The following is a 23,580-nucleotide window of genomic DNA, read 5'->3' on the forward strand; positions in this document are numbered from 1 at the left end:
CCCACAACGTCACTTCTACCGATGCCATTCGAGCCTTTTGCCGGCCCGTTCTGGCGCCCGAAAAGTCCGCCTTTCGCGGGCAGACAAGCCCTCATCCGCTGCCTTTGGCTGGCTTGGCGGAGTTGAGATTTGCGAGACCCTTTGGGGGAGTGCCGGCGGGACGCAAACTCACTCGCGCCGAACGGACCGAAAGCTAGGACTCTCCGTTGCGCCCGTCAAGAACTAGTGCGAGTTCCTGAATCAAATACTAAATATGGTGGATTGCGGGGGATAACAGGGGGCAAGCCCGCGCCTGTTGTGGAGGCAAGTATCAGTGAGTCCTCACAGATTCCCAACCGAAAAAATTTGCATCCCGTGGTGCTGCGGATGCTTCATCCAGCTGTTCACAGGGCAGGTATATTTTTGAGCAATGGGATTGCGTCAGCGGGACTCACGTAGCCCTACGGAAGGTGAGGGCAGGCATGCCCGCCGAGGTGGTGGTGAGAGGGGCGAATCCGGGCCAAGCTGAGGGTCGATTTTTGCCGGACCACCCACATGCTTGATTCGACCCGCCGGGCTGCGCGGCCGCGCATCGCCCCGGCCGGCCTGATGTTCCTTGCCATCACCTCGATCGGCTGGGGCTTCAATTGGCCGGTGACGAAATTCCTGCTCTCCGAGCTGCCGCCGCTGACGCTGCGCGGGGTGACCGGCGTGCTGGGGGCGGTGCTGCTGGCGGCGCTGGCGGTCCTCCGCCGGCAGAGCCTCACGGTGGACCCCGCGATCTGGCCGCGCCTCCTCACCGCCGCCGTGCTCAACGTCACCGGCTGGATGGTGCTGATGGGCCTGGCGCTGCTCTGGCTGCCGGCGAGCGAGGCGGCGCTGATCGCCTATACGATGCCGGTCTGGGCCTCGATCATCGCCTGGCCGGTGCTCGGCGAGCGGCCGACCGTGCCGCGCACGCTGGGGCTGGTGATGGCCTTCGTCGGCCTCGCCTCGATCATGGGCGGCAACGGCATCGCCGCCAGCGTTGAGAAGCTGCCTGGCATCATCATGGCGCTGTGCGGCGCGCTGGGCTTTGCCGTCGGCACGGTGTTCTCGAAGAAGTACCCGATCCATCTGCCGCCGATCACGGCCGCGGCCTGGCAGATCGGGATCGGCTGCCTACCGATCTCGATCATCGGCCTCCTGGTCGAGACCACGCATCTGTCCCAGGTGACGCCGGTCGGCTGGTGGCTCCTGGTCTATTCGACCGTGGTGCAGTTCTGCATCGCCTATGTCAGCTGGTTCGCAGCACTGGCCCGCCTGCCGGCCTCGGTCGCCGCGATCGGCACCATGGCGGTGCCCGTCATCGGCGTCGTCGCCTCCGCGATCGCGCTCGGCGAGCCGCTGGGGGCAGGGCAGATCGCGGCGCTGATCTTCACGCTGGCGGCGGTGGTGCTGGCGACGCGTTAGCCCCCCGGACGCCGGGGTATCAGTGGTCCTGAGGCTCTTTCTCCCGCCGGCGTTGTCCGGAGCCCGGCGGTTTCAACCGCAGGTCAGCAGGTGCGACAGCAAAGACTTCGAGGGCCTGGTCGTAGCCTTTGATGGTCCGCTGTCCGAGCGATGCCAACGGAACGCTATCCCTTACCCTTCCAGCGATAGTGGGATCAGCCAGGATCTGCGCGTCCTTCGCGAGATTGCAGAGCCGCGACGCCAAATTCACCACGGCTCCCATCGCCGTGTAGTCCAGCCGACCGTTATAACCAACCGTTCCGACCGTTGCCGGTCCCATGGCAACGCCCACACCAAAGCCGATCGCGTGGCCGGCGTCGCACCATTTGCCGGCAAGGGACTGCACCGTCATTTGCAGGTCGATCGCGAGTCGGACCGCTTGAGTTGCCGGCTGTTCGCATGCGACCGGGGCATTGACCAGGAGCATGACTCCGTCGCCATCAAAGCCGATGAGCGTTGCCTCGTGACGAGTCGTCACGGCGCCGACGGCCTCGTAGTATTCGCGCATGACGGCCATGATGACATCGGGCTCATTGCGCGTGGAGAACGCCGTGAAGCCGCGTAAGTCGCCAAAAATGACGGCTACTTCACGTCGCTGCCCTTCGAGCAGTTCATGAGAATGCTCGACCAGTTCGGCGACCTGTGACGGCAGGAACTGCTTCAGCCGTTCGATCCGCACAGATTTCTGCTGCGAGATCGCCAGTTCAGAAGCCATTTCATTGAAGCGCAACGCCAGTTGCTGCAACTCGTCACCGCTGAAGATCTTGATGCGATGCTCGAATTGTCCAGTTCTGATCCGCTCCACGCCCTCTTCAAGTTGCTTGATCGGGCCGGACATTCTGTGCGCGCGCCAATAGGCGAGCGCCAGCGCGATGAGAACACCAAAGACAATGAGAATTGACGAGCGCCACAACGCCGCGCGAATTGATGCAAAGGCTTCCGAGACCGGCTGCATCGCGATCACCGTCCATCCCACATCGGCGGCCTGAACGGATAGTGCCACCACCGGGTTGCCTCGGTCCCCGGTTATCGCCGCCGCTCCGCTCGCCGCGCCGGCGAGATGCTTGATCCGGCCGAAGCTGCCCGAGCTGGCGCGGCCGCGCAGGACCAGACTGATATCGGGATGTGCGATCAGATGACCGGAATCATCGACAACAATGGCGTAGCCGGTCTCGCCAATTCTAATGGCTGCGATGACATCCCAGATCAGCTTCAGATTGACCTCGGCGATCGCAACCCCCGCGGCCGGCAGGCTCCCGGCAACCGCGATCCTCATGTAGGGCTCTGAATCTCGCTGGTACTGAACCGGTCCGTACCAAACCTTGTTGGCGCGTGCGCCCAGAACAGCGGGATCCGTAGACATATCAATGCCGCGCCCGGTCCTGTTCAGATGCAGCCTGGAAACAAAGACCCGTTCGGCACCGGTCTCATCCAGCAGCGAAACCGAAACGATTGCGGGCACCTGCTGGAGGAGGCGCAAGGCATCGATCTTGTGTTGCGCATCGTCTCCGACAGACCAGGGAAGCTGCACCATCCAACCCAGCTGATCTCGGATGCCATCCGTGAACGCCTCGATCCTGTCGGACGCCGACCGAGCATCGGCCTGCAGCACCGCGCTGATCTGGCGGCGCTGGTCTCGGTAACCGAAAGAAGCCTCGACGGCCGCGCCGAGTATCAGAGGCACGACCGCAGCGACAAACAACGTCGCGAAGTACTTGCAGAACAGCGAGCGACGCGGGGGCATCGTACACGAAGAGGACTGCGCAGCACCGTCCGTCATAACTACTCTCAGGAGATCACCTTGCTGGCGCGAAACAGGATCGACGACACATCCAGGTCGATACCCAGAAGCCTGGCTGTCTTCAGATTGACTGCCAGTTCAAACTTCTCGGGGCGCATCACCGGAAGATCTGACGGATTTTCACCGCGCAGGATGCGATCGGCATAAGTGGCAAGCCGAAAATAGGTCGTGCGCTGGTTTGCGCCGTAACTCAAGAGACCTCCAGCGTCACAATATTCAGACCAGCCAAACATCGAAGGCAGCCGGTGCGCGATTGCAAACTCCGCAATCTTCGCACGATGCACCAGCGTCACGACATCGGGAAACACGAGGAGAGCATCCGCGTCCACTTTGCCGGCGGCCATCAACCCATTCTCGATTTCGCGAGCGCCACAGAACGGAACGTAGGCTGCCTCAATGCCGAGCTTCCGGCACGACTCCAAAGTCGCACGCCATTCCAGTGGCTCTCCCGGATGATCCGTGTTGGAGAGAACCGCCAGTTTTCGCAGCTTTGGATAAATGTCCTTGAGCAGCTCAACGCGCTTTCCTGCCAGCTCGAGCGACAGGAATGTGCTGCCGGTGAAATTGGTGCCGGGGTGAGCAAGGCTCTTCACCACACCCAAAGCGACGGGGTCACCGCTCAATGCAAACAGCACGGGGATGTCGGTGACCGCAGTCATGACGCGTGTCGCCGGACCGCTCGAGACCACAAGGTCGATATCCCCTCGCTGCAACTCGGAGACGATCTTGCGCAGTGCCTGCGGATCTCCGGGGGCATAATGCGTCTCGAAGGTCACGGTCTTGCCCTCGACGTATCCCAGCGCGCGCATTCCCTCGCGAAAGCCGTCCAGGAAGGGATCTGGTTGGGACTCGGTGGAGACCCAGAAGATTCGATGCAGCTTGGCTCCGCCCTGCGCCCGTGCGATCGCAGGCCAGGCCAGTCCTCCACCAATCAACAAGATGAACTCTCGTCTTTTCATGCGAGCACCTGTCGAAGCTGCGCCGTCAATTCCGGCCGCAGACCAAGATCCTAGCTGTGCATCTGATGACTGCGCTCGGTATCGCGCTCCGCAAGCGGACTGTCGCGACACCGGCTCCAACATTTGTCGCTGAGAGCATGCTCAGAGATTGGGCTGGTGGGACGATTTGTCCTTGAGGTGCGCTTGAGTTTTGCTTGAGACCGGCCCGATCGAGATCAAAACGGCCTTACTTGGTGCATAGCGCGGTGTCAGAACACCTCGGCGGCGGATCCGGGCGGGCTACGCGTCTTAAGAGGACAACCGGAACTCACATCCTGAGCCAGTGCCCTTGACCCGTTACAGGGTGTGACTGCAGCGCGCCTTCGGCAGTTCACGCCCTAGAGCCTGTACTCATAAAAGGCAATGTCCGCTGCTGAGGGACGAGCGGAGATCTTCTGATCGGCCGGAATACTACGGCTTGTGACCCAAAGCGGTCCTGCGCCCACACGCCCCGCATCTACCCGCAGTGAGTGCAACAACTATCGAGACGTGATACTCTGCGTTCCATCGTCCTCAATCTGCGATGAGGATCGAATGAAGCGGCGGGAGTTCATAGCGGGCACTGCGGCGCTGCTCGTTCCGCCGAGCCATTTGCATGCCCAAACGAAGCCTCGGCGGATGGGTTTCCTTGGCGTTTGGGCAGATGAGCCGGCTCGCGATCCGATTCATGCCGCATGGCTCAGCGGCTTGCGGGAGAAGGGTTGGATCGAGGGCAAGAACCTGCTTGTCGAATATCGTTATGCCCCGGATCGTCTGCCAGCTTTGGCCGCCGAGTTGGTTGCCTTAATTCCCGATGTGCTCGTCGCCCCGGGACCGCAGGCAGCGCAAGCCCTGAAATCAGCAACCTCCACCATTCCGATTGTCTTCGTGGCTGTGGCCGATCCGCTGGGGCTCGACATCGTGCCAAGCCTCTCGCGACCAAGCGGCAACATAACAGGCCTTGCGACCATGGTTCCCGATGACTTCGGCGCGAAACGCCTCGAGATCCTCAGGGAACTCGTCCCCAGCGCCTCGAAAATCGCGCTCTTGGTCAATCCGAACAATCCGATGCACAGACTTAACTTCGGAGAATTTTTGTCTCGCACGGCCCAGAGGCTCGGTGTGGCCTTGCTGACAGTTGAAGCGACGACGGCCGAGGAACTCGACGTCGGCTTTGCATCGGCCGCCGCCCAACATGCCGATGCCGTCCTCGATCTGGGTGATGGTCTAACTTTTTTCCAGGCTCCGCGAATTGTCGCGCTCGCCGCGAAACATCATCTGCCGACAAGCTACTTGTTCCGACGATGCGCCGACCTCGGGGGGTTAATCGTCTACGGCCCCGATTTTGCCGATCTGTACCGCCGTGCAGCCGGCTATGTCGACAAAATCCTCAGAGGCACCAAGCCCGCCGACCTGCCGGTAGAACAGCCGAGCAAATTCGACCTGGTGATCAATTTGAAGACTGCGAAAGCGCTCGGCCTCACCGTGCCGCCCTCGTTGCTTATCCGCGCCGACGAGGTGATCGAATAGCGACGAAAATTGCGGCGGTGCATGAGTCCGTTCATGGCCCGTAGCGGACGTTCACGGTGACGCCGCCTGAGGGCTGCTTTTGACCCAAAGCCGACATTTCTCCCACACAACCGGAGACTGCTGCGAATATTGACACAATCTTACTATGTTGCTTGCCGCAGTAGGTTTATCGATTGGGGTCATTTAGTGATCACGAAGTATTTGTCTTGCTTTCTCATCCTGTGTTCTTTGTCCATTCCTGCGCGAGGGGCTGGGCTTCAGCTCCTACAGGGGCCGGGGCTTGAAGGCGCTATTTGGTATCCGTGCTCAGCCGACCCGAGCGATGTACCACTCGGCGAGCTTGCACCACCGGCAGTTATGAGTCTTAGGGGCGTAAAGGATTGTTCGATATCGCCGGCAAAGTTGCCATTGGTCATTTTCTCCCACGGCCGAGGTGCGTGGTTCGGAGCGCATCACGACACCGCGGAAGCATTAGCGGACGCTGGTTTTGCAGTTGCTGCCATCAATCATCCCGGAGACAACGCCAACGATTCGTCACGACGCGATACTTTGTCGGTATGGGGATCGCGACCGGCCGACATGGTCCGCTTATTGAACTTCCTACTAAAGGATTGGAAAGACCGAGATGTCGTCGACCATGACAGAATAGGTCTCTTCGGCTTCTCTCTAGGCGGCTACACCGGACTAGTGCTCGCAGGCGCCAATCCAGATACGGAGCGCTTTGCTGCCCGATGCACATCGAAGATTGGCTCCTGTGCGGAACTCCATAGCGGCGCAAGCTTGCCCAGCCTGCCGCGGGATACGAGGATCAAAGCGGCTGTGCTGGCCGATGCTGCCTTGTCGACAGCCTTCACCCAGGAAAGCGTGAAAGGCGTACAAATTCCATTGCAAGTCTGGCGGTCCGAGTTGGGTGGATACGGTGTGGATGCGGGAGGCACGAGCCGCTTGGCCGGTATCCTACCGGGGCCACCCGAAATTCACGTTGTCCCGGCCGATCACTACGCATTTTTGGCGCCTTGCTCACCTGCGCTGGCGGAGGCCAATCCGCGCATCTGCATCGACACCCCGCCAACTTTCGATAGGCAAGCCTTTCATCGCGACTTCGATACGAGCGTCATTCGGTTCTTTCGGAAGCATCTCGTTAGCCAGTGACTGAAGGCCGAGGATGACCGCTTCTGGCCCAAAGCTGACGTTTGTCGATGCTTGGTCGAAAGTCCGCAAGTGACCCAAAGCGGACCTTTGCGCTGGCAGTTCTCGGCAGCTATGATCCCAGCCCATGAAGACAGCATCTGACATAGCAACGAGGCTTGTCGTCGATGAGACTAGTGTGCGTGTTCCTGTTGCTTGCATCGATGCAGTCCGTCGGTGCGCAGCAGCAAAGCTCGAAAATAACTTTACGCTGCACTGGAACGAGTAGGTTGGTGGGTAAGCCCGGAGCAGAGTTGGAATTTACGCCCCTCTCCAATCTCAGCATCATTGTGAACGACGTCGATCAAACAGTGTCGTTCCAGGATAAGATCGTACCGATCACGAAGATTACTCCCTTGCTTGTCGGGTTCAGCAGCCAATACGCGAATGGGAGGCCGACCATCTCTGGCCGGATCGATCGGCTGACCGAGAGCGTCGAAATCGATTGGAAGTACGAAAACGTCAGCGAGAACACCCATTGGGAGCTTAAATGCCGTCCCGAAGCTCCCTTTCGTGATTGGGGGTGAGCAGCCTTACCTAGAGAGTCGGTTCATCCTGACCGGGCACCATAGGGCGCGGCTTATCGATGATATCTGGGCCGACGTGCCACTTTCCGTTTCTGGCCCGTGGCTGACTTCCCCTGTTGGCTTCGCACGGTCCGCTTCCGAGGGCTGAGCGGAAAGCCATTGTGGAGTCGCCGAAGGCAGCCTTTGACCCATTGCGGTCATCGCGGAACGCAGGCAAGGTCGATTGTGATTTATGAGGGCGATCGTCAAGTGTCGCCTGTCTGGCCTGCCACGGGGAATGAGATGACAGGCGAAAGCATTGCGGCAGCAGGCAATACAGAAGTCCCAGCATACCTTACGCTAATCGAACATGGATATTCGGTTGATCGTATCGATAAGGACGGTGAGGAGCGCTGGATAGCGAAGAAAGGAGCGCTCCAGCTTATGGCCGGCTGTCCGTTAGAACTCCTCGGTCTGTCCCTGTTGAGAAGCGAACGTGGGCCACGTTGGCAGGCAAGCGACAACGAGATTGATGAGTTTTTGAAGCGGTTCTATCCGTCTGCTGGACGACCATGATCGTCATCGTGCCATTTAGCAATGTCGGTTTATGGCCCATAGCTGGCCTTTACGGCGGCGTCGCGGAGGACTGCTTCTGACCCGAAGCGGACGTTAGCTGCCTCGTCGGCGGCCTTTCCCGGCGAAGAGTATCAGTAGCGGATACGCCAGCGCGAGAATGAAGATCCCGTCGAACAAATAGATCGCCACTCCGCGTCCAGACGGCGCTTGAGGCCCAAACGTAAACTCTCGTGCGTCACTGAACAGGATCGGCAGGTTGAGAACGGGCGACGTGAAGCCACCGATCCAGCCGTCGCAGGTGAAGCCTTGCTGTCCATCGGACAAACTGCACCCGATGGATTTCAGGAAGGGATAAAAGAGAAGCTCCAAGGGGGCTACAACGACGGCGACCACCACGATGCATAAGCAAGTCAGGCTCACGCCCCGGGAGACTTTGAGAAAGATCGACCGGGCCATTTGGCTCATCGATAGTCTGCAAGCAAAAGAGCGAGTTTCGCGCCTTCGGCATAGGTCAAATTGGGATCTATGCTGATGGCATAACTTCTAACTTCATCGATCACGGCGCGTACTCGAGCTTCGTCGTTACAGCCGACAGTCTCTCGAAACCTTTTCATCAGGGGGCATTGGCCACGACCTGCCTAACGAGCGGATCAAGTTCGGCGCTGCTACGCATCGTCTCATGCGCGACTATCGGCGCCGGGTCGTGCGAGGGGCCGGCCTTGCCGCTGACGAGTTTAAGAACTCCCCTTGGCTTTTCATCTCTCATGGAGTTGGTCTCGACTTGAGCCCGAACGCATCCCGCGTAACATTACCACGATAGCGCGCCACTTGGCGAGGTCGGCTATTGGCCCGTAGCGGACGTTCACGGTGACGCCGCCTGAGGGCCGCTTTTGACCCTTAGCGGACATGGCCGCCAAACCGTCTGTTGTCTGGTCTTGCAGCAAAAAGCGGACATCAGCTGAAGTCGGCGATTGCCGAATAAACGCAATTTATGAGTACGCCTCCTAGCCATGACGGGCACGCTGTTCTGGCTTGAGTCTCCCTCAACTCGCGCGACGATTGGCGGCCACTGCCATATCATTCGCGACACGCTTGTCGTCGATCGTGAGACCCGGTTGCAGTTAGTGCCCCAGGAATGTCGACCGCCAAGCGCTTTACGTGCGGCACTCTCGACTTCGAAAATGCTAGGCGTCGCATCTTCGACGGCGCGATCGAAGCCAAGTTTCCGTTGGATGCGCTGCCTATCGAAGTGGAATGGAAGTCCATCCGACAAACCGCGGCCGCGCCACGGCCAATTCCAGATGGTCGCGCCTACTCCGGGTATAATTCAACCCCGCCCGAAGTCGGACGGTTGAAGAGAATGAAGGCAAGCACATTTCCGGGCTCTGAAGTGGCGTCGCTGCGAAGTCCGCCGATCTGACCATCGATCGGGCTTGTATATTCCGCGACGACCTCACCGAAAATGTTGCGCTGGATCGCAATTTTTTGGCCCGATTTGACGTTGTCTGTCAGCTTCGTCAGATGCTCGACAATTCCGCCCGAGGTCGCAACAACAGGCATGAGACCATTGGCTACGAAGACATTTGTATCGCGTCCCGTCCGTCCCATCGGGCTCTTGATGATGCCGTGCAGCCTGAGCACGTTCATTGTGCCCTCCACGAAGCGAGGGATCATTGCCAGGTCGAGTTTTCGGGCACTGCCTATCTCCGGCGTGAACGCCGGAATGCCCACCTTGAACAGCGCGTCCGAGAGAAGCCCAGGATAGCCGGGGTTGTCAAAGATCTGGGAGATCGGGAAGAGTTCCGCCATGGCCTTGATCTCGGGGACGTCCATTTTCGCCAGGTGGAAGTCGGCGGCATCGAGGCCGGTCGCGCCGGTATGGAAATCAAGAACGTAGTCCGAGTTCGGACGGATCAGGTGATTGAACAGGAGACCCGCATGCCGCGCCGGCGCGCTCGGGGCGTTCTCGTCGCCAGGCCAAACCCGGTTCATATCGACCAGGTCCGTGCCTCGGCCGGAATTTGGCCAGCGTCGGTTCATGCTTTCTATCGCCGGGCGCGAAATATCGAATATCGCCATGACGGCGCCGCTCATGGCGGCAGGGTCGAGGCCGTTGATGATGGCTTGCACCGCATAGATCGAGCTCATTTCATCGCCGTGGACGCCGCTCGTGAGAGTGATCCGTTTGCCTGGGCTTGTTCCGCGCATGACGGTGACAGATACAAGCCACGGCTGGCCTGATGGACCTTCGACGCCGCGGAAAAAGAGCCGATGAACCTTTCCCGCCTCGAGGTCGGCAATACCGAGCGCGCTGACTACCGGTTTTCCGTCCACAGTACTGCCGGTGTAGACCGTTCCTCCCGGCAGCTTGGTGGCGGCGGTTTGTGCCGCAGCATGATTGGAAGACATGACCGATGATGCAGCCCCCACGGCTGCAAGGGTAGTTGCACGCATGAAGTCGCGACGATCGGTGCTCCGCTGATCTGTCATGGCATTGCTCCAGTTGATGCTGGCGGACCGCCCTTGCGGCGCGCAACGAGCATTCTGGAACGGCTCTATGGGTTTGTCGAACGACGGGCTCGCTGTAGCTCGGTATCGGCCCGACTCGCGCCTGCCAGCGTGTCTGCTCGATGGTCGCTAACGTGGGCAAACCGGGCGTGCCATCGCCAAGGCGACACTTCTGGCCCTTCTCGGACCTCCTGCTACGTCCGCTACTGCACCGTTGTTGGGGATAGGCGGACATCGCCGATTTATGAGTACACGCCCTAGCTCGCCGTCATTGTCCCGCCGCCCAGCGCCTTCCTGATCATCTCGGCGAGCTGGTTTCTCCGATAGGGCTTGGTCAGCAGCATCACGCCGTCGTCGAGCTTGCCGTGATGGACGATGGCGTTGTCGGTGTAGCCGGAGGTGTAGAGCACTTTCACGCCGGGCCGCAGCTTGGCCACCTCGTCGGCGAGGTCGCGTCCGCTCATGCCGCCGGGGATGACGACGTCGGTGAAGAGGAGATCGAACGGCTGGCCGGCCGCGATCAATTCCAGCGCGGATTTGCCGTCGGGCGCGGCAACCGTCTTGTAGCCGAGGCTCTCGAGCTGCGCAGTGACGAAGTTGCGCACGAGATTGTCGTCCTCGACGACGAAGATGGTCTCGGCGCCGCCTTCGACCTGCGGCGCGGCGGCGGCTGCGACGTCCGCCGCGCCTTCGCCCGGCGGGAGATAGAGCTTGATCGTGGTGCCGTGGTTTTCTTCGCTGTAGATCTTGATGTGGCCGCCGGACTGCTTGACGAAGCCGTAGACCATGGAAAGGCCGAGGCCTGATCCCTTGCCGACTTCCTTGGTGGTGAAGAAGGGCTCGAACGCCTTCTGCTGGATGTCGGGCGACATGCCGGTGCCGGTGTCGCTGACGGCGAGCATGACGTAGGGGCCGGCCACCACGTCCGCATGGGCCTGTGCATAGGCCTCATCCAGCACGACGCGGTGGGTCTCCAGCAGCAGCTTGCCGCCGTTCGGCATGGCGTCGCGCGCGTTGATCGCCATGTTGAGCACGGCATTGGTGAGCCGGGACGGATCGATATGCGCGGTCATCGGCCCCTGTTCAAGCACGGTCTCGATCTGGATCTGCTCGCCGAGGGTGGGACGCAGAAGTTTCGCGATGTCCGCGATCGCGGCGTTGATCTCGACGTTGCGCGGCTGCAGCGGCTGCCTGCGCGCAAACGCGAGCAGATGCTGGATCAGCTCGGCGCAGCGCTCGGCAGCATCGTCGATCAGCCGCGCCGCGCGCTGGAGCTCGGGCTGCTGCTTCAGGCTCGCCACCAGCGTCTCGGTGTTGCCGGAGATCACGGTCAGCATGTTGTTGAAGTCGTGCGCGACGCCGCCGGTCAGCTTGCCGATCGCGTCCAGCTTCTGCGACTGGTACAGCTGCCGCTCGGTCTCGCGCGACATGGTGGCGTCGTGATAGACCAGCACCGCGCCCGTGATGTCGCCTTGCCCGTCCAGCATCGGCCGGCCGCTGATCATGAGATGGCGGGGAGCATTGCCGCTGTGCGGGCGGACGATCATCTCCAGATCCTCGAACTTCTCGCCGCGCAGCACGCGCACCGAGGGCAGCTCGTCGGCCTTCATCGGCGTGACCCCGTCGCCGTGAAACACATCTGACAGCGCGCGCAGATTGCGCAGGTTCATGCCGGCGCGATGCAGCAGCATGCGCTCCGCGGCCGGATTGGACAGCAGGACGTTGCCCTCGGCGTCGATGACCAGCACCGCCTCCGCCATGCTGTGAAACGTGCTTTGCAGCACGTTGACCGACAGGCGCAGTTCGTCGTGCGCGGTCACCAGATGCTCGGTGCGCTCGGCCACCGCCGCTTCGAGGGCGTGCTTGGCGGCTTGTGTTTGCTCGAGCGTGCTCTGCAGCTGCACCGTGGCGCGCTGGCTCTCGCGCATCACCAGCGCCACTAGCAGCAGGATCAGCACGGCGCCGGCGACGTCGATGCCCAGCAGCACGATGCCGGTGCGGCGTGAATCCTGGGAGCGCGCGGTGAGCAGGCGTTCTTCATCCGCGCTCAGATGGTCGAGATTGCCCATCACCGTGTCCATCAGGCCGCGGCCCTCGGCCTTGCTGTTGAGCGCGGCAATGCCGGCCTGGTCATTCGCCGCGCGCAGGCGCATCGCTTCGGCGGCGATCTCGACCCGGCGCAGCGCCAGCGGTTCGGTGCCCTCCAGCAGCGTGACCTGATCGGGATTGTCGCGCACGCCGCGCTTCAGCTCGGCCAGCGCCGGTGCGATCTGGACCCGCACGCCCTGAAACTCGTCGGCGAGCGTCTGGCTGCGATAGAGTTCATAGCCGCGGGCGGCGCTCTCGGCGCGGCGCAGCAGCACGCGCAGATCGGAGATCTTCTTCTGCACCTGGACGGTGTGGTTGACCCACGCCGCGTCGGACCGCGACTTGACGTCGAGGGCGATCGAGGCCGCGGTGATGATCAGGAGGATGGCAAGTCCAGCACCGAGAATGACGCGCTGCGTTGGGATCAAGGGGCTTCTTTCTTGTCCTTCGGCTGTGCGCTCTCGCCCGGACCGGCGAGGCATTCCCGGATCGTGGTCAGCAGCGCTTCCGGCGTGAACGGCTTGCGCAGGCAGCGCGTTGCCCCGAGCTCCAGCGCCATGCGGAGGAAATCGGGAGAGGGCGAGGCGGATGAGGCGAAGGCATAGCCGGACATCGCGATCAGCGGAGTAGCCGGCGCGCGCTCGTGAAAGATGCGGATGGATTCGAAGCCGCGCATATGCGGCATGAATATATCAACGAGCATCACCTCAAAGGCCTGCGCTTCCAGCGCAGCCAGTCCTGTTTCGCCGCCGTCGGCCAGCGTGACGTCGAAGCCCTGACGTTGGAGGAGGACCTCGATGGTCGCGCCGACCATCGGATCGTCATCAACCACGAGAATACGCGGCATGACACTTCCCAGTAATCGAAGTCCCCACTGTGATTGGTGATATCCGCGAATCGTGCCTCGGGTCAATTTTGGATTGGATCGGGGTAGATATGCACGGTGCGGTGCATAGGCTGCGGCGCGTGTTCCGTGCCTTATCTTGGGCCACGCGTCATCTATGCGTCATGATTCGCCCGTGAGCGCACGCGGCACGCGAAGTGGGAGCGGCTTCGATGAAAGGTTGAAGCAAAGTCGAGGGATCGCGAGGCCGAACGCGATCGGCAAGACGACTGGCGAAACTGCAGCGGCTCGCAGAACAGACATGGGCGGCGCCCGGCCATCACCGGCGCCGCCCATGGGGTTTGTTGCATCGTCGATTGTTCAGACCGTCTTACGGGCAGGGATGCCGCTGGCCGTCATAACCGAGATAGGTGCCCGAAGCCGGGTCGTATGACTTGTAGCGCCGCGCGCAATAGGCAGAGTCGCCGCCGCTATCCGGCACCACCGCCACGGTCGGCTCATCATAGTAGCTGTCGCCATAGTAGTAGGGGTCATCGTAATAGCCGCCGCCGTAATAGGCATACGAGCCGAGCCCGCCGATCGCCGCACCGGCCGCGAAGCCCGGCCAGAAGCCGCCGCGACGATGATGATGATGCCAGCCTCCGCCGCTCCAGTTGCCACCGCGGCCTTGCCAGGTGCCGCTGTTGGCGGCTGCAAAGTTACGGCTGACGCCGCCGGTAAAGGACGTGCCGCCGCCCGGACGGACCGCTGGGCCGGCCGCGAAGCTGCCGCCACCTCCCTGCAACGCAGGGCCGCCGCCAACCCGTGCTCCGCCACCGAAGCCGCCACCACCCATGCGCGCGCCGCCGCCACCACCGAAGTGAGCGCCGCCGCCACCGCCACCGCCGATGTGAGCACCACCACCGCCACCGCCGACGTGGCCGCCACCACCGCCGCCACGGCCACCGCCGCCGGGCCCCTGTGCAAAGCTCGGTGAAGTCATGGGTAGAACGAGCGCCAGCGCTGCGGCGGCACTCAAAACTTTCAGACTTTTCATGATAAAACTCCTTTCCCGGAAGCAAACCCTATGAAAGGGCTGGAGTTCCTGGGATCACGCCGGTTTGCGCGTGAACGGAGCCTCGCTCTCAATGGCTGTACCCCGCATGAACGGATCGCGTCCGATTTGCGGCAGCGTTCATGGCGAGGCCGGCGCATTTGCCGAGGGCACCGCCGCCCCGCCGAACTGGACATTTCGCCGCCCGGATGGCATCAGGACCCGACGAAGCAGGGCCCTTGCCGCATGAAACAATTCTTCCTCAAGTTCTTCACCTGGTGGAACGGCCAGACTTTTGGCACCCAACTCTGGACCAAGCGGTACGGAGAGCTGGTCGGCCAGGACGAGCAGGGCAATCTCTACTATCGCACCCGCGGCGGGGCGGTCGATCCCACGCTCGGCTTCGAGCGACGCTGGGTGGTCTATAACGGCTATGCGGAAGCCAGCCGGATCCCGCCGTCCTGGCACGGCTGGATTCATCACGTTGTCGATGTGCCGCCGACCGAGGCCAACTATCAGCCGCGCGAATGGGAAAAGCCGCACCAGCCGAATCTTACCGGCACGGTAAAGGCCTATCGGCCCTCGGGCTCGACCCTTGCCAGCGGCAGGCGTCCGAAGGCGACCGGCGATTATCAGCCCTGGACGCCTGGCTAGGCTTTCGGTCCTTCCTCGAATCTCGATCGTTCGGTTGGATGCACGCGCATCCGCCTCACCCTGCTGTGGACAACGGGAACAGCGGGGACGGCGCCTGCGCGGACATTGCGGCCACGCAAGCCATGCGGCTCAATGATTCCATCTTACGGAGATGGGAAACCATCGCGTTCGGTTCGGGCAACAGCTCGCGACTGTCCCGAAATGCAGCGGCCGCCGACAAGGACTCGATCGGGAGATAGGCCCCCGGTCTGGAAGGTCCGAAATCGCCCGATGTGAATGTGCAGCCGCCGTAAGACAGGAAAGGCCGCTTGGGAAACCGAGCGGCCTTTTTCTTTGAGGCGCTTCGTCGGCCGGTTTGTGCGCCTCAGTCGTAGCGCACCTTCGGGAAGAAGTCGCCGCGGCCTTCAGGTGTCATGTCGAGCAGGCCCCAGAGCGGATCGACCAGATCACCGGCGCGATGATGCTGCTTCGGCGCGGGCGGCGCGAAACTCATCTCCGAGCCCCAGAAGTGCCTGATCTTGCCGTTCGCTCTCCTGAAGACGTTGAAGATCGTTTCGTCCCAGTTCTGCCCCTCGGGAACGTGGTGCTGCGCGCGCATACCCTTGGAGAACTTCGATGTGTCGCCGAAGTAATCCGCGTCAAAGGAGTTGCCAGCGGTGGACAGCAGCGACAGATGCTCCCAACCGCGTTCGTGGGCCCAGGCGGCAAGACGCGCGATCGGCGATTTTGCAACGATGTGAAGCGCGGCACGCTCGCCGACATGCCTTGCGGCGCCGTCGAGCCCGTCAAGCAAATGGGTGCAGCCGGGGCACGGCAGCTCGCGCTCCGGCCCATACATGAAGCTGTACAGGATCAGCGTGTCATTCGGGCCGAACAGCTCCGACATCCTGACCTGTTCCGGCATGCTCGTTTTGCCGATGCGTTCGAAGACGTAATCCTGGGGCACCTCGCCACCGAGCGGCAGCGCGCGACGCCTGGCAGAAACGACCTCAATCTGAGCCCGGAGGGCAATCTCCTCATCCAGCAATGCATTTCGCGCGGCACGATACTCAGTGCTTTCGTTGGGGTAGTGGAGATGCTCCATGATTGCGCTCCGGATGCTGTGAGTTTCGTGCGCATTCAACTCGTCCCCCGAAACCTCGGTTCCGTCGCCGAAAGTGGAACGTCTACACCACCCGGTCCGCAGCGCGCTTCACCGCCTCGAGCCGCCGTGCATGGTTTTGCGCGCCGCGCTCCCGGAGCAAGGTCATCACTTCGGCCGGCGCCGTATCGGGCGAGCCCGAATTGAACGGCGGGGCGGGGTTATATTCCATCTGGAGCTGGATCGCTTCCGCGGTGGTGCGATTGACGAGGATCGACACCAGCGTCAGCGCGAAATCGATTCCTGCGGTGACGCCGCCGCCGGTGATGCGGTTGCGGTCGATGCAGACACGCGCCTTGGTCGGCGTGGCGCCAAATTGGGCCAGCATCTCCATCGCGCTCCAATGGGTGGCGGCGCGGTAGCCCTTGAGCAGACCGGCAGCGCCGAGCGCCAGCGATCCCGTGCAGACGGAGGTGACGTATTTTGCGCCCTCGGCCTGCCGGCGCAGGAAGTCGAGCACCTCCTCGTCATTGAGCAGGTCGTCAGTGCCGCGGCCGCCGGGTACGCAGATCACGTCCAGTTGCGGGCAGTCGGCGAATGTCGTGGTCGGCGTCAGCGTCAGCACGGAATCGCTCGGCACCGGCTCGATCCGCTTCCAGATCAAATGCAGCTGTGCGCCGGGCACCATGGCGAACACCTGCAAGGGACCGGTGAAGTCGAGCTGGGTGACGCGCGGGAACACCAAAAGTCCAATCTGGAGCGGTGACGACATCGGCAGATCCTCCAAAGACGAGCTTGACGGGCGAAGATTGGCATGGTGCGGTTGTGTCTGAAATGGCGTAATTCCCTCTATTTCGGACATACCCTATGATCGGCATCCTGATCTTCCCGGACTTCCAGCTGCTCGATGCGGCCGGCCCGATCTCGGTGTTCGAGGTCGCGGCGCGCTGCACTGGCAAGACGCTTGCGCTGCGCGTGCTGGCCGCGGGCGCGGGACTGGTGCGCAGCTCGTCGGGCGTCGAGATGATGGCGCGTGATTTCAAGTCGGCGAATGCGATCACGACGCTGGTGATCGCGGGCGGCGCGGGCGTTGCGGATGCCGCGCGCTGCGAGGTCACGCGCGCCTTCGTGCAGCGGCTGGCGCGGCGCGGCGTGCGGGTCGCAAGCGTGTGCTCGGGCGCCTATGTGCTTGCCGAGGCGGGACTGCTCGACGGCCGCCGTGCCACCACGCATTGGGGACGGACGCGCGATTTCGTCGCGCGCTATCCGAAGGTGAAGTTCGAGCCGGACCAGATCTTCACCCGCGACGGCAATGTCTGGACGTCAGCCGGCATCACCGCGGGCATCGATCTGGCGCTCGCGATGGTCACCGAGGACCATGGCGAGGAGATCGCGCAGCAGGCCGCGCGGCAGCTCGTGCTCTACCATCGCCGCAGCGGCGGCCAGTCGCAGTTCTCCTCGCTGCTGGAGCTGAAGCACCGACCGGCCGCTTCGGCGCGCTGTTGTCCTGGGCGCGCGAAAATCTCGACGCGCCGCTGACGGTGGAGGACCTCGCCGATCGCGCCGGCATGAGCGCACGGCATTTCGCCCGCGCGTTCGCCGCCGAGACCGGCGCGACGCCGTCGAAAGCGATCGAGCGGCTGCGGCTCGAAGTCGCGCGCGAGCGCGTGCAGTCCTCGCGCGAAGCGATCGAGCTGGTCGCAGAGGCGACCGGGTTTGGCGATCCCGAAAGAATGCGCCGCGCCTTCATCCGCGCTTTCGGCCAGCCGCCGCAGGCGCTGCGGCGCGCGGCGCGGGCGGGTTAGGGGATGCTCGTCGCAGCAGAGCTGGAGGTGTTCGCGCGTGCCGTCAGGCGCCGCGCGATCGGCATCAGCATGTAGGGCGCGAGATGGATCGGAAACTGCGTCATCGCGAAATAGAGCCAGGTGGTAGGCGGCAATGCGCCGGCCGTGGCCGCCAGCATCAAGCCGAGATTGCGCTGTGACACCATCAGCCCGAGTGCGAGCGCGCGCTCGGTGCCGATGCGGCGGAATAGCAGCGTGGTGATCGCGAGCAGCGTGAAATAGATCGCGAATGAGAGAGCTGCGAGGCCGAGGGTGAACAGCGGCTGTGCGAGAAGGTCGCTGACGACATCGCCCATGATCGCGGCAGCGAAGATGAAGAGGATGATGATGTTGAGGCCGTCGATCGGCGTCTTGTGACGCTGGATCGCCTCCGCGCCGAAGATCCATCGGATCGCTGTGGCGGCCAGCAGCGATGCTGCGAGGATGCCGAGCAGTTTCAGGCCCAGCGTCAGCGGTGTGACGCTCAGCATGTCGCCGAGGAAGAGGCCGGCGAATAGCGAGGCCGTGAAGGGCACCAGCGCGGTCGAGGTCACCAGCGTGATCAGCACGAGCGTGGCATCGAGACCCATCAGTGCGGCCAGTGCTGGAGAGGCCATCATCGGCGAGGCCATGCTCTGGAGCATCAGCGCGAGCGAAAGTCCGGGGGCGCGAGCCGTGAGGCCGGTTGCGTGGGCGATCAATCCGACGATCAGCGGCACGCCGATCGTGGTCCAGGCCGTGGCGGTTGCAACCAGCGCCGGTCGGCGCAGATGGCCGTAGAGGGCGGCCAGATCGACCCGCATGAAGGAGATGCAGAGCAGGCAGAGGATTGCCTCGGTGAGATAGGGACGCAGCAGCGCGCCGAGCGGTGGCACCGCAGCCGCGATGAACACGACAGCCGCGACTCCGCGCGTGCCCTGGCTGCCGAGCCATGTCAGGACGCGCAGCGGGAAGGTGATGATGGTTTGGAGAAGGACAGGCATCGGCATCGTTGGTGCGTCGGGCTACGGGACTGTCATCCCAATCCCTTCAACCATGCGCCGATCTCGCCGACGGCGACATTGGCCTGCTGCAACAACTTGCCCATCGTGAAGAAGCCATGGAATTGGCCGGGATAGTGCTTGTGCGTGACGGGTACGCCGGCCTGCTTGAGCCGCGCGGCATATTCGTCGCCTTCGTCGCGCAGCGGATCGGCGCCGGCGGTCAGCACATAGGCGGGCGGCAGGCCCGCCAGGTTTTGCGCACGTGCCGGTGAAGCGCGCCAGTCATGGATGTCAGCGGCGCCATTGAGGTAGTGGTCGCGAAACCAGCGGATCACCGAATGCGTCAGCAGCACGCTGGTCTCGGGCTCGCTGTGAGAGCCGTGCGTCATGGTGAAATCGGTGGCGGGATAGATCAACGCCTGGCCCGCGAGCGCGGGGCCCCCAGCGTCACGCGCGGCGAGCGCCACGACCGCGGCGAGGTTGCCGCCGGCGCTGTCGCCGCCGATCGACAGGCGCGAGGCATCGATGCCGAGCTCGCGCGCGTTCGCGGCGATCCATTGGGTCGCGGCAATGGCGTCCTCAATGGCCGCGGGAAACTTGTGCTCCGGTGCGAGACGGTAGTCGACCGAGATCACGATCAGCGCGCCCTCAACCGCGAGCTGGCGGCAGACGACGTCGTGGGAGTCGAGATCGCCGATCACCCAGCCGCCGCCATGGAAGAACACCAGCGCCGGCGACAGGCCGTCGTGCCTGCGTGGCTCCTTGGGAACGTAGAGGCGGGTGGGGATCACCCCGTGCGGCGCCGGGATCGATAGCGGCGTGACGCGCGCGAGCTCCGGCGGCTCTGGGTTGGTGGCAAAGCGGGCCTGAGCGTAATAGGCGCGCGCTTGGTCCGCCGTCAGGGTCTCGTAGGCGGGGCGGCCGGCCTCCTGGAACGCCCTATAGACGGCGGCGGCATCGGGATCGAGCATAACGGGCATGGAACGGCGCACCTCGGGGTTTCCGGTTATCGTTGAATGTGATTTTCGGGGCGATGCCCGCCGCGCGCCCCCAAGGAGGGGCCCTCCGACTATCCCACCCGTCAGCCGCCCTGGCCAGCGGGCGGCGGGCAGGGCAGGGATGCCGCCCTTCCCCCGCCGTATTCCCCGTGTTAACCGGAGGGCCTGCGAGCGGCGGTATCCCCTGTAGAATGTCCAACAAGCCCGATTCGCTGTTGAAGCCGCGCGAGATGTTTCGAACCATTACCCTGACAGGTCTTGCGGCGCTTTTGGCCGCCACCGCACTGACGGTTGCGACGCCGGCTCAGGCGCAGATCGGCACGATTTTTTCCGATCCACCGCCGCTGCGGCCGCCCGGCAACATTCCGCGCGGCCAGCCCCAGCCGCAGCAGATTCCCGATGACGACGAAGAGGTGCCGGAGCTGCCGCCGCAGGGCCGCGTGCTGCCGTCGCGCCCGATGCCTCCGCCGCCGGGCCGGCAGGGCAATGTGATGCCAGGGCCGGTCGAGACCCAGCCGCTGGCGCCGCCGCCGGGCTCCACCGTCGCCCCGCCAAACCAGCCGCCGCCTGTGGCGGTCGTGCCGCCGGGCGCCGGCCAGCCGGGTGCGCCGGGTCGCCAGCCGCAGCAGAAGGGCGGGCCGGGTGGCGCCGTGCCGCAGACCCCGGCGAGCCTGCAGCCGGGCGACGAGGTCGTCACCGAGCCGCCGGCCCAGAAGATCGTGAACAAGAAGGCGACCTTCTCGGGGCTCGACAAGATCACCGGGCGCATCATCAATTTCGACGAGGAGATCGGCGAGACCGTCCAGTTCGGCGCGCTCAGGGTCAAGACCGACGCCTGCTACACGCGACCGGCGACCGAGGCCACCAACACCGACGCCTTCGTCGAGGTCGACGAGATCACCTTGCAGGGCGAGGTGAAGCGGATCTTCTCGGGCTGGATGTACGCGGCAAGCCCGGGCCTGCACGGCGTCGAGCATCCGATCTACGACATCTGGCTCACCGACTGCAAAGAGCCGCAGCAGACCATTGCGACCGCAGCGCCGGATCCCGCGACCAAGCCTGCACCGCCGCCGCCGCCCGCGCAGAAGAAGGCCGCGCCGAAGCAGGTGCAGCAGCGTCCGCCGCAGCCTCTGCCGCCGATCCAGCAGCAGCAATCGGCACCGCCGCCGCCTCCGCCGCCGGAGCAGCGACCAGGTCTGTTCGGTATCCCGGGGTTTGGCCGCTAGGCCTGGCTAGATTATTGCCGCGCGGCGATGATCTCGAGCGCGCGTGCGCCTGGGATCACCTCACCCGCCGAGAGCTTCAGGAAATCGCCCGGCTCGCCCGCGAGCGCCTTGTCGAGCAGCGCGGTGTAGCGCCGCCGCGAGATCTCGGCCGCACCAAAGCTCTTCAGATGTTCGGTGACATATTGGGTGTCGAGCAGCTCGAAGCCGCCATGGATGAGCCGCGCGACCAGATGCACCAGAGCGACCTTCGAGGCATCGCGCGCGGTGTGGAACATGCTCTCGCCGAAGAAGGCCCGTCCGAGGCTGACGCCGTACAGCCCGCCGACGAGGTCCTCGCCCTGCCAGGCCTCGACGCTGTGGCAATGGCCGAGCTCGAACAGGCCGCCATAGAGGTCACGGATGCGCTTGTTGATCCAGGTGTCCTCGCGTCCGGCCTGCGGCGCGGCGCAGCCGGCGATCGTCGCCTTGAACGCGGTGTTGACGGTTACGCGAAACACATCCGAGCGCACGGTGCGCGCGAGCCGCGAGGCGACGCGAAATCCGTCGAGGGGGATGACGCCGCGCAGCTCCGGCTCGACCCAGAACAGGGTCGGATCTTCGGCGCTTTCGGCCATCGGAAAGATGCCGCAGGCATAGGCGCGCAGCAGCACGGCCGGTGTGATTTCAGACGGGGCGGAGTCGCGCGAAGTCATGGTTCGCAACCATAGCAGGATCGCGACGCGGTTGCGATGGGGGTGAGCAGGGCAGCGAGATCAGCTCGCGGCTGCGGTGCTGGTCCTGCCGGGGGCTGCCGGCATGCGCGCGAATTTCAGCACGATCCGGGTTCCGGAATGGGCGGGATCGCGCTCGACCGTGGCGTCGAGCTTCGAGGCCATGGCCGCGACGATGCGCTGGCCCATGCCGGTTGAGCGCGGATCGGCCTTGACGTTGTCGCCGACGCCGTTGTCGGTGATCGACAGCAGGACATCCTCGCCCTGCGCGTGCAGCTCGACGTGGATCGGGCCGGCGCCGTCGGGATAGGCGTATTTCACCGCGTTCATCACCAGCTCGTTGACGATGATGCCGACGGCGACCGCGCGGTCGGGATCGATCTCGATCGGCTCGGCCTTCAGCGTCAGGCGCGACATCCGGTTGCCTTCGGCGGAGCGGCGGAGATCCTCGAGCAGCGAGTCTAGATACTGGTTCAGGACCACGCTCTTCAGATCCTGCGAGGTATAGAGGCGGCGGTGCACTTGCGCGACCGCGGCGACTCGGCCCATCGCGTTGGTCAGTGCCGCCTTGACCTCGTCCTGCGCGGCGGAGCTTGCCTGAAGGTGCAGCAACGAGGCGATGATCTGGAGCGAGTTGCCGACGCGGTGGTTGACCTCGCGCAGCAGCAGCTCGCGTTCGGCGGCAAGGGCGGCGTAGCGGTCGCGCGAGGCATGGATCTCGGCCTCGGCTTCCTCGCGCGCCTTCTGCAGTTCGGCCTGGCGCAGCGCGCCCTCGGTTGCGACGTGGAGCAGGGGGATGAAATCGCCCGTGACGTCCTTGACGAGATAGTCGGCCGCGCCGGCCTTCAGCGCGGTCACCGCGATGCTGGAATCCTGCGAGGCCGTGACGAACACCACGGGCGGCGCACCCGGGATGGCCATGATCTGCTCCAGCGTCTCCAGCCCGTCGAGGCCGGGCATGTACTGGTCGAGCGCCACCACGTCGATGCCGCCCTCGACCGCGGCGCGGCGGATGCGCTCCAGGCCTTCCTCGCCGCTCGCGGCATGGACGACCCTGTAGCCGCGCCGCGTCAGGCCGCGATCGACCAGGCGCGCCAGCGCACTGTCGTCGTCGATGTAGAGCAGTGTTGGCGTGCGCTGGTTCATGGGGCGGCGGGAGGGACCTGGATGACCGAGAAGAACAGGCCAAGCTGCCGGATGGCATTGGCGAAATTCTCGTAGTTGACGGGCTTGGTGATGTAGACGTTGCAGCCGAGCTCGTAGCAACGCTTGATTTCCTGGGAATCGTCAGTGGTGGTCAGCACCACCACGGGCGAAGCCTTCAGATATTTGTTTTCCTTGATCTGCCTCAGGATGTCGATCCCGGTCATGTCGGGCAGGTTGAGGTCGAGCAGGATCAGCAGCGCATTACCCTTCTGCACGAGCCCTGAGCCGTCGGCGCCGAACAAATGCTGCATTGCGTCCGTGCCGTTGGGGAACGAGACGATCTCGTTGTTGACTCCCGAGCGGCGGATGTTGCGCTCGATCAAGCGGGCGTGGCCCTCATCGTCCTCGATCATGATGATGGTGACAGGCTGGGTCATC

21 protein-coding genes and 1 pseudogene are annotated in these 23,580 nt (G+C 63.5%); 8 read left to right on the plus strand and 14 right to left on the minus strand.

Going from position 1 to position 23,580, the window contains the following annotated elements; all coding sequences use genetic code 11:
- Positions 1-534 precede the first annotated feature (534 nt).
- Positions 535-1,431 (plus strand): DMT family transporter, encoded by an 897-nt coding sequence (locus BM190_RS34730; RefSeq protein ID WP_092262027.1) that lies wholly within the window; start codon positions 535-537, stop codon positions 1,429-1,431.
- A 19-nt stretch (positions 1,432-1,450) separates the two neighbouring features.
- Here the strand turns inward: BM190_RS34730 and BM190_RS34735 are convergent, their stop codons facing one another.
- Both BM190_RS34735 and BM190_RS34740 read right to left on the minus strand, forming a co-directional pair.
- A complete protein-coding gene (locus tag BM190_RS34735) occupies positions 1,451-3,250 on the minus strand; it encodes a cache domain-containing protein (RefSeq protein WP_092262028.1) in 1,800 nt (599 codons plus the stop codon).
- An 8-nt stretch (positions 3,251-3,258) separates the two neighbouring features.
- Positions 3,259-4,230 carry an ABC transporter substrate-binding protein gene (locus tag BM190_RS34740; RefSeq protein ID WP_092262029.1) on the minus strand — a complete coding sequence of 324 codons (972 nt, stop codon included), beginning with the start codon at positions 4,228-4,230 and terminating at the stop codon, positions 3,259-3,261.
- A gap of 573 nt (positions 4,231-4,803) precedes the next feature.
- Between BM190_RS34740 and BM190_RS34745 the strand changes: the two genes are divergently transcribed.
- The 4 genes from BM190_RS34745 to BM190_RS39960 all read left to right on the plus strand — a co-directional run bounded on the left by BM190_RS34745 (position 4,804) and on the right by BM190_RS39960 (position 8,048).
- Positions 4,804-5,778: an ABC transporter substrate-binding protein gene (locus BM190_RS34745; protein ID WP_092262030.1), complete on the plus strand. Its 975-nt coding sequence runs from the start codon at positions 4,804-4,806 to the stop codon at positions 5,776-5,778.
- 357 nt (positions 5,779-6,135) lie between these two features.
- Positions 6,136-6,930, plus strand: coding sequence for an alpha/beta hydrolase family protein (locus BM190_RS34750; RefSeq protein ID WP_283806139.1), 795 nt, complete (start codon positions 6,136-6,138; stop codon positions 6,928-6,930).
- A gap of 179 nt (positions 6,931-7,109) precedes the next feature.
- Entirely contained in the window at positions 7,110-7,493 is a 384-nt protein-coding gene (locus tag BM190_RS34755) for a hypothetical protein (RefSeq protein ID WP_143109143.1), read from the plus strand.
- Positions 7,494-7,775: 282 nt separating this feature from the next.
- Complete coding sequence (locus BM190_RS39960) at positions 7,776-8,048, plus strand: hypothetical protein (RefSeq protein ID WP_143109144.1); 273 nt, start codon at positions 7,776-7,778, stop codon at positions 8,046-8,048.
- Between the two features lie 93 nt (positions 8,049-8,141).
- Here the strand turns inward: BM190_RS39960 and BM190_RS34760 are convergent, their stop codons facing one another.
- The 5 genes from BM190_RS34760 to BM190_RS34780 form a co-directional block, all read right to left on the minus strand.
- Positions 8,142-8,513 (minus strand): hypothetical protein, encoded by a 372-nt coding sequence (locus BM190_RS34760; RefSeq protein ID WP_092262033.1) that lies wholly within the window; start codon positions 8,511-8,513, stop codon positions 8,142-8,144.
- Positions 8,514-9,359: 846 nt separating this feature from the next.
- Complete coding sequence (locus tag BM190_RS34765; RefSeq protein ID WP_092262034.1) at positions 9,360-10,538, minus strand: M14 family metallopeptidase; 1,179 nt, start codon at positions 10,536-10,538, stop codon at positions 9,360-9,362.
- Between the two features lie 275 nt (positions 10,539-10,813).
- A complete protein-coding gene (locus BM190_RS34770; RefSeq protein WP_018322989.1) occupies positions 10,814-13,072 on the minus strand; it encodes a CHASE3 domain-containing protein in 2,259 nt (752 codons plus the stop codon).
- Complete coding sequence (locus tag BM190_RS34775; protein ID WP_018322990.1) at positions 13,069-13,491, minus strand: response regulator; 423 nt, start codon at positions 13,489-13,491, stop codon at positions 13,069-13,071. The genes BM190_RS34770 and BM190_RS34775 overlap by 4 nt, the downstream gene beginning before the upstream one ends.
- Before the next feature lie 367 nt (positions 13,492-13,858).
- On the minus strand, positions 13,859-14,524 hold the full coding sequence (locus tag BM190_RS34780; protein WP_092262035.1) for a BA14K family protein: 666 nt from the start codon (positions 14,522-14,524) through the stop codon (positions 13,859-13,861).
- A 243-nt stretch (positions 14,525-14,767) separates the two neighbouring features.
- Here BM190_RS34780 and BM190_RS34785 point away from each other — a divergent pair, with 243 nt between their 5' ends.
- Positions 14,768-15,175, plus strand: coding sequence for an NADH:ubiquinone oxidoreductase subunit NDUFA12 (locus tag BM190_RS34785; RefSeq protein ID WP_092262036.1), 408 nt, complete (start codon positions 14,768-14,770; stop codon positions 15,173-15,175).
- A 364-nt stretch (positions 15,176-15,539) separates the two neighbouring features.
- Here BM190_RS34785 and BM190_RS34790 read toward each other — a convergent pair whose 3' ends face one another.
- Together BM190_RS34790 and BM190_RS34795 are read right to left on the minus strand one after the other, a co-directional pair.
- Positions 15,540-16,259: a DUF899 family protein gene (locus tag BM190_RS34790; RefSeq protein ID WP_092262037.1), complete on the minus strand. Its 720-nt coding sequence runs from the start codon at positions 16,257-16,259 to the stop codon at positions 15,540-15,542.
- An 82-nt stretch (positions 16,260-16,341) separates the two neighbouring features.
- Complete coding sequence (locus BM190_RS34795) at positions 16,342-17,028, minus strand: DJ-1/PfpI family protein (protein WP_092262074.1); 687 nt, start codon at positions 17,026-17,028, stop codon at positions 16,342-16,344.
- A gap of 95 nt (positions 17,029-17,123) precedes the next feature.
- On the opposite strand from BM190_RS34795, the pseudogene BM190_RS34800 reads away from it, so the two are divergent.
- Positions 17,124-18,061 (plus strand): annotated as a pseudogene (locus tag BM190_RS34800) (GlxA family transcriptional regulator).
- Here the strand turns inward: BM190_RS34800 and BM190_RS34805 are convergent.
- The gene (locus tag BM190_RS34805) at positions 18,058-19,062 is read right to left on the minus strand and encodes a Na+-dependent transporter (RefSeq protein WP_092262075.1); all 1,005 of its coding nucleotides are present in this window, start codon (positions 19,060-19,062) and stop codon (positions 18,058-18,060) included. The pseudogene BM190_RS34800 and the gene BM190_RS34805 sit on opposite strands and share 4 nt — an antisense overlap.
- Before the next feature lie 32 nt (positions 19,063-19,094).
- Positions 19,095-20,042, minus strand: coding sequence for a LipP1 family hormone-sensitive lipase (lipP1, locus tag BM190_RS34810; RefSeq protein WP_092262038.1), 948 nt, complete (start codon positions 20,040-20,042; stop codon positions 19,095-19,097).
- A 209-nt stretch (positions 20,043-20,251) separates the two neighbouring features.
- On the opposite strand from lipP1, the gene BM190_RS34815 reads away from it, so the two are divergent.
- Entirely contained in the window at positions 20,252-21,286 is a 1,035-nt protein-coding gene (locus tag BM190_RS34815) for a DUF2155 domain-containing protein (RefSeq protein ID WP_177237475.1), read from the plus strand.
- 11 nt (positions 21,287-21,297) lie between these two features.
- Here the strand turns inward: BM190_RS34815 and aat are convergent, their stop codons facing one another.
- Genes aat through BM190_RS34830 form a run of 3 tightly spaced genes read right to left on the minus strand, consistent with a single transcriptional unit; the run spans position 21,298 to position 23,579 of the window.
- On the minus strand, positions 21,298-21,978 hold the full coding sequence (gene aat, locus BM190_RS34820) for a leucyl/phenylalanyl-tRNA--protein transferase (protein WP_092262040.1): 681 nt from the start codon (positions 21,976-21,978) through the stop codon (positions 21,298-21,300).
- A gap of 60 nt (positions 21,979-22,038) precedes the next feature.
- Positions 22,039-23,142, minus strand: coding sequence for a sensor histidine kinase (locus tag BM190_RS34825; RefSeq protein ID WP_092262041.1), 1,104 nt, complete (start codon positions 23,140-23,142; stop codon positions 22,039-22,041).
- On the minus strand, positions 23,139-23,579 hold the full coding sequence (locus BM190_RS34830; RefSeq protein WP_018323001.1) for a response regulator: 441 nt from the start codon (positions 23,577-23,579) through the stop codon (positions 23,139-23,141). The genes BM190_RS34825 and BM190_RS34830 overlap by 4 nt, the downstream gene beginning before the upstream one ends.
- Position 23,580 lies beyond the last annotated feature (1 nt).

The sequence above is a fragment of the Bradyrhizobium sp. Rc3b genome (assembly GCF_900114915.1).
Lineage (GTDB): Bacteria > Pseudomonadota > Alphaproteobacteria > Rhizobiales > Xanthobacteraceae > Bradyrhizobium.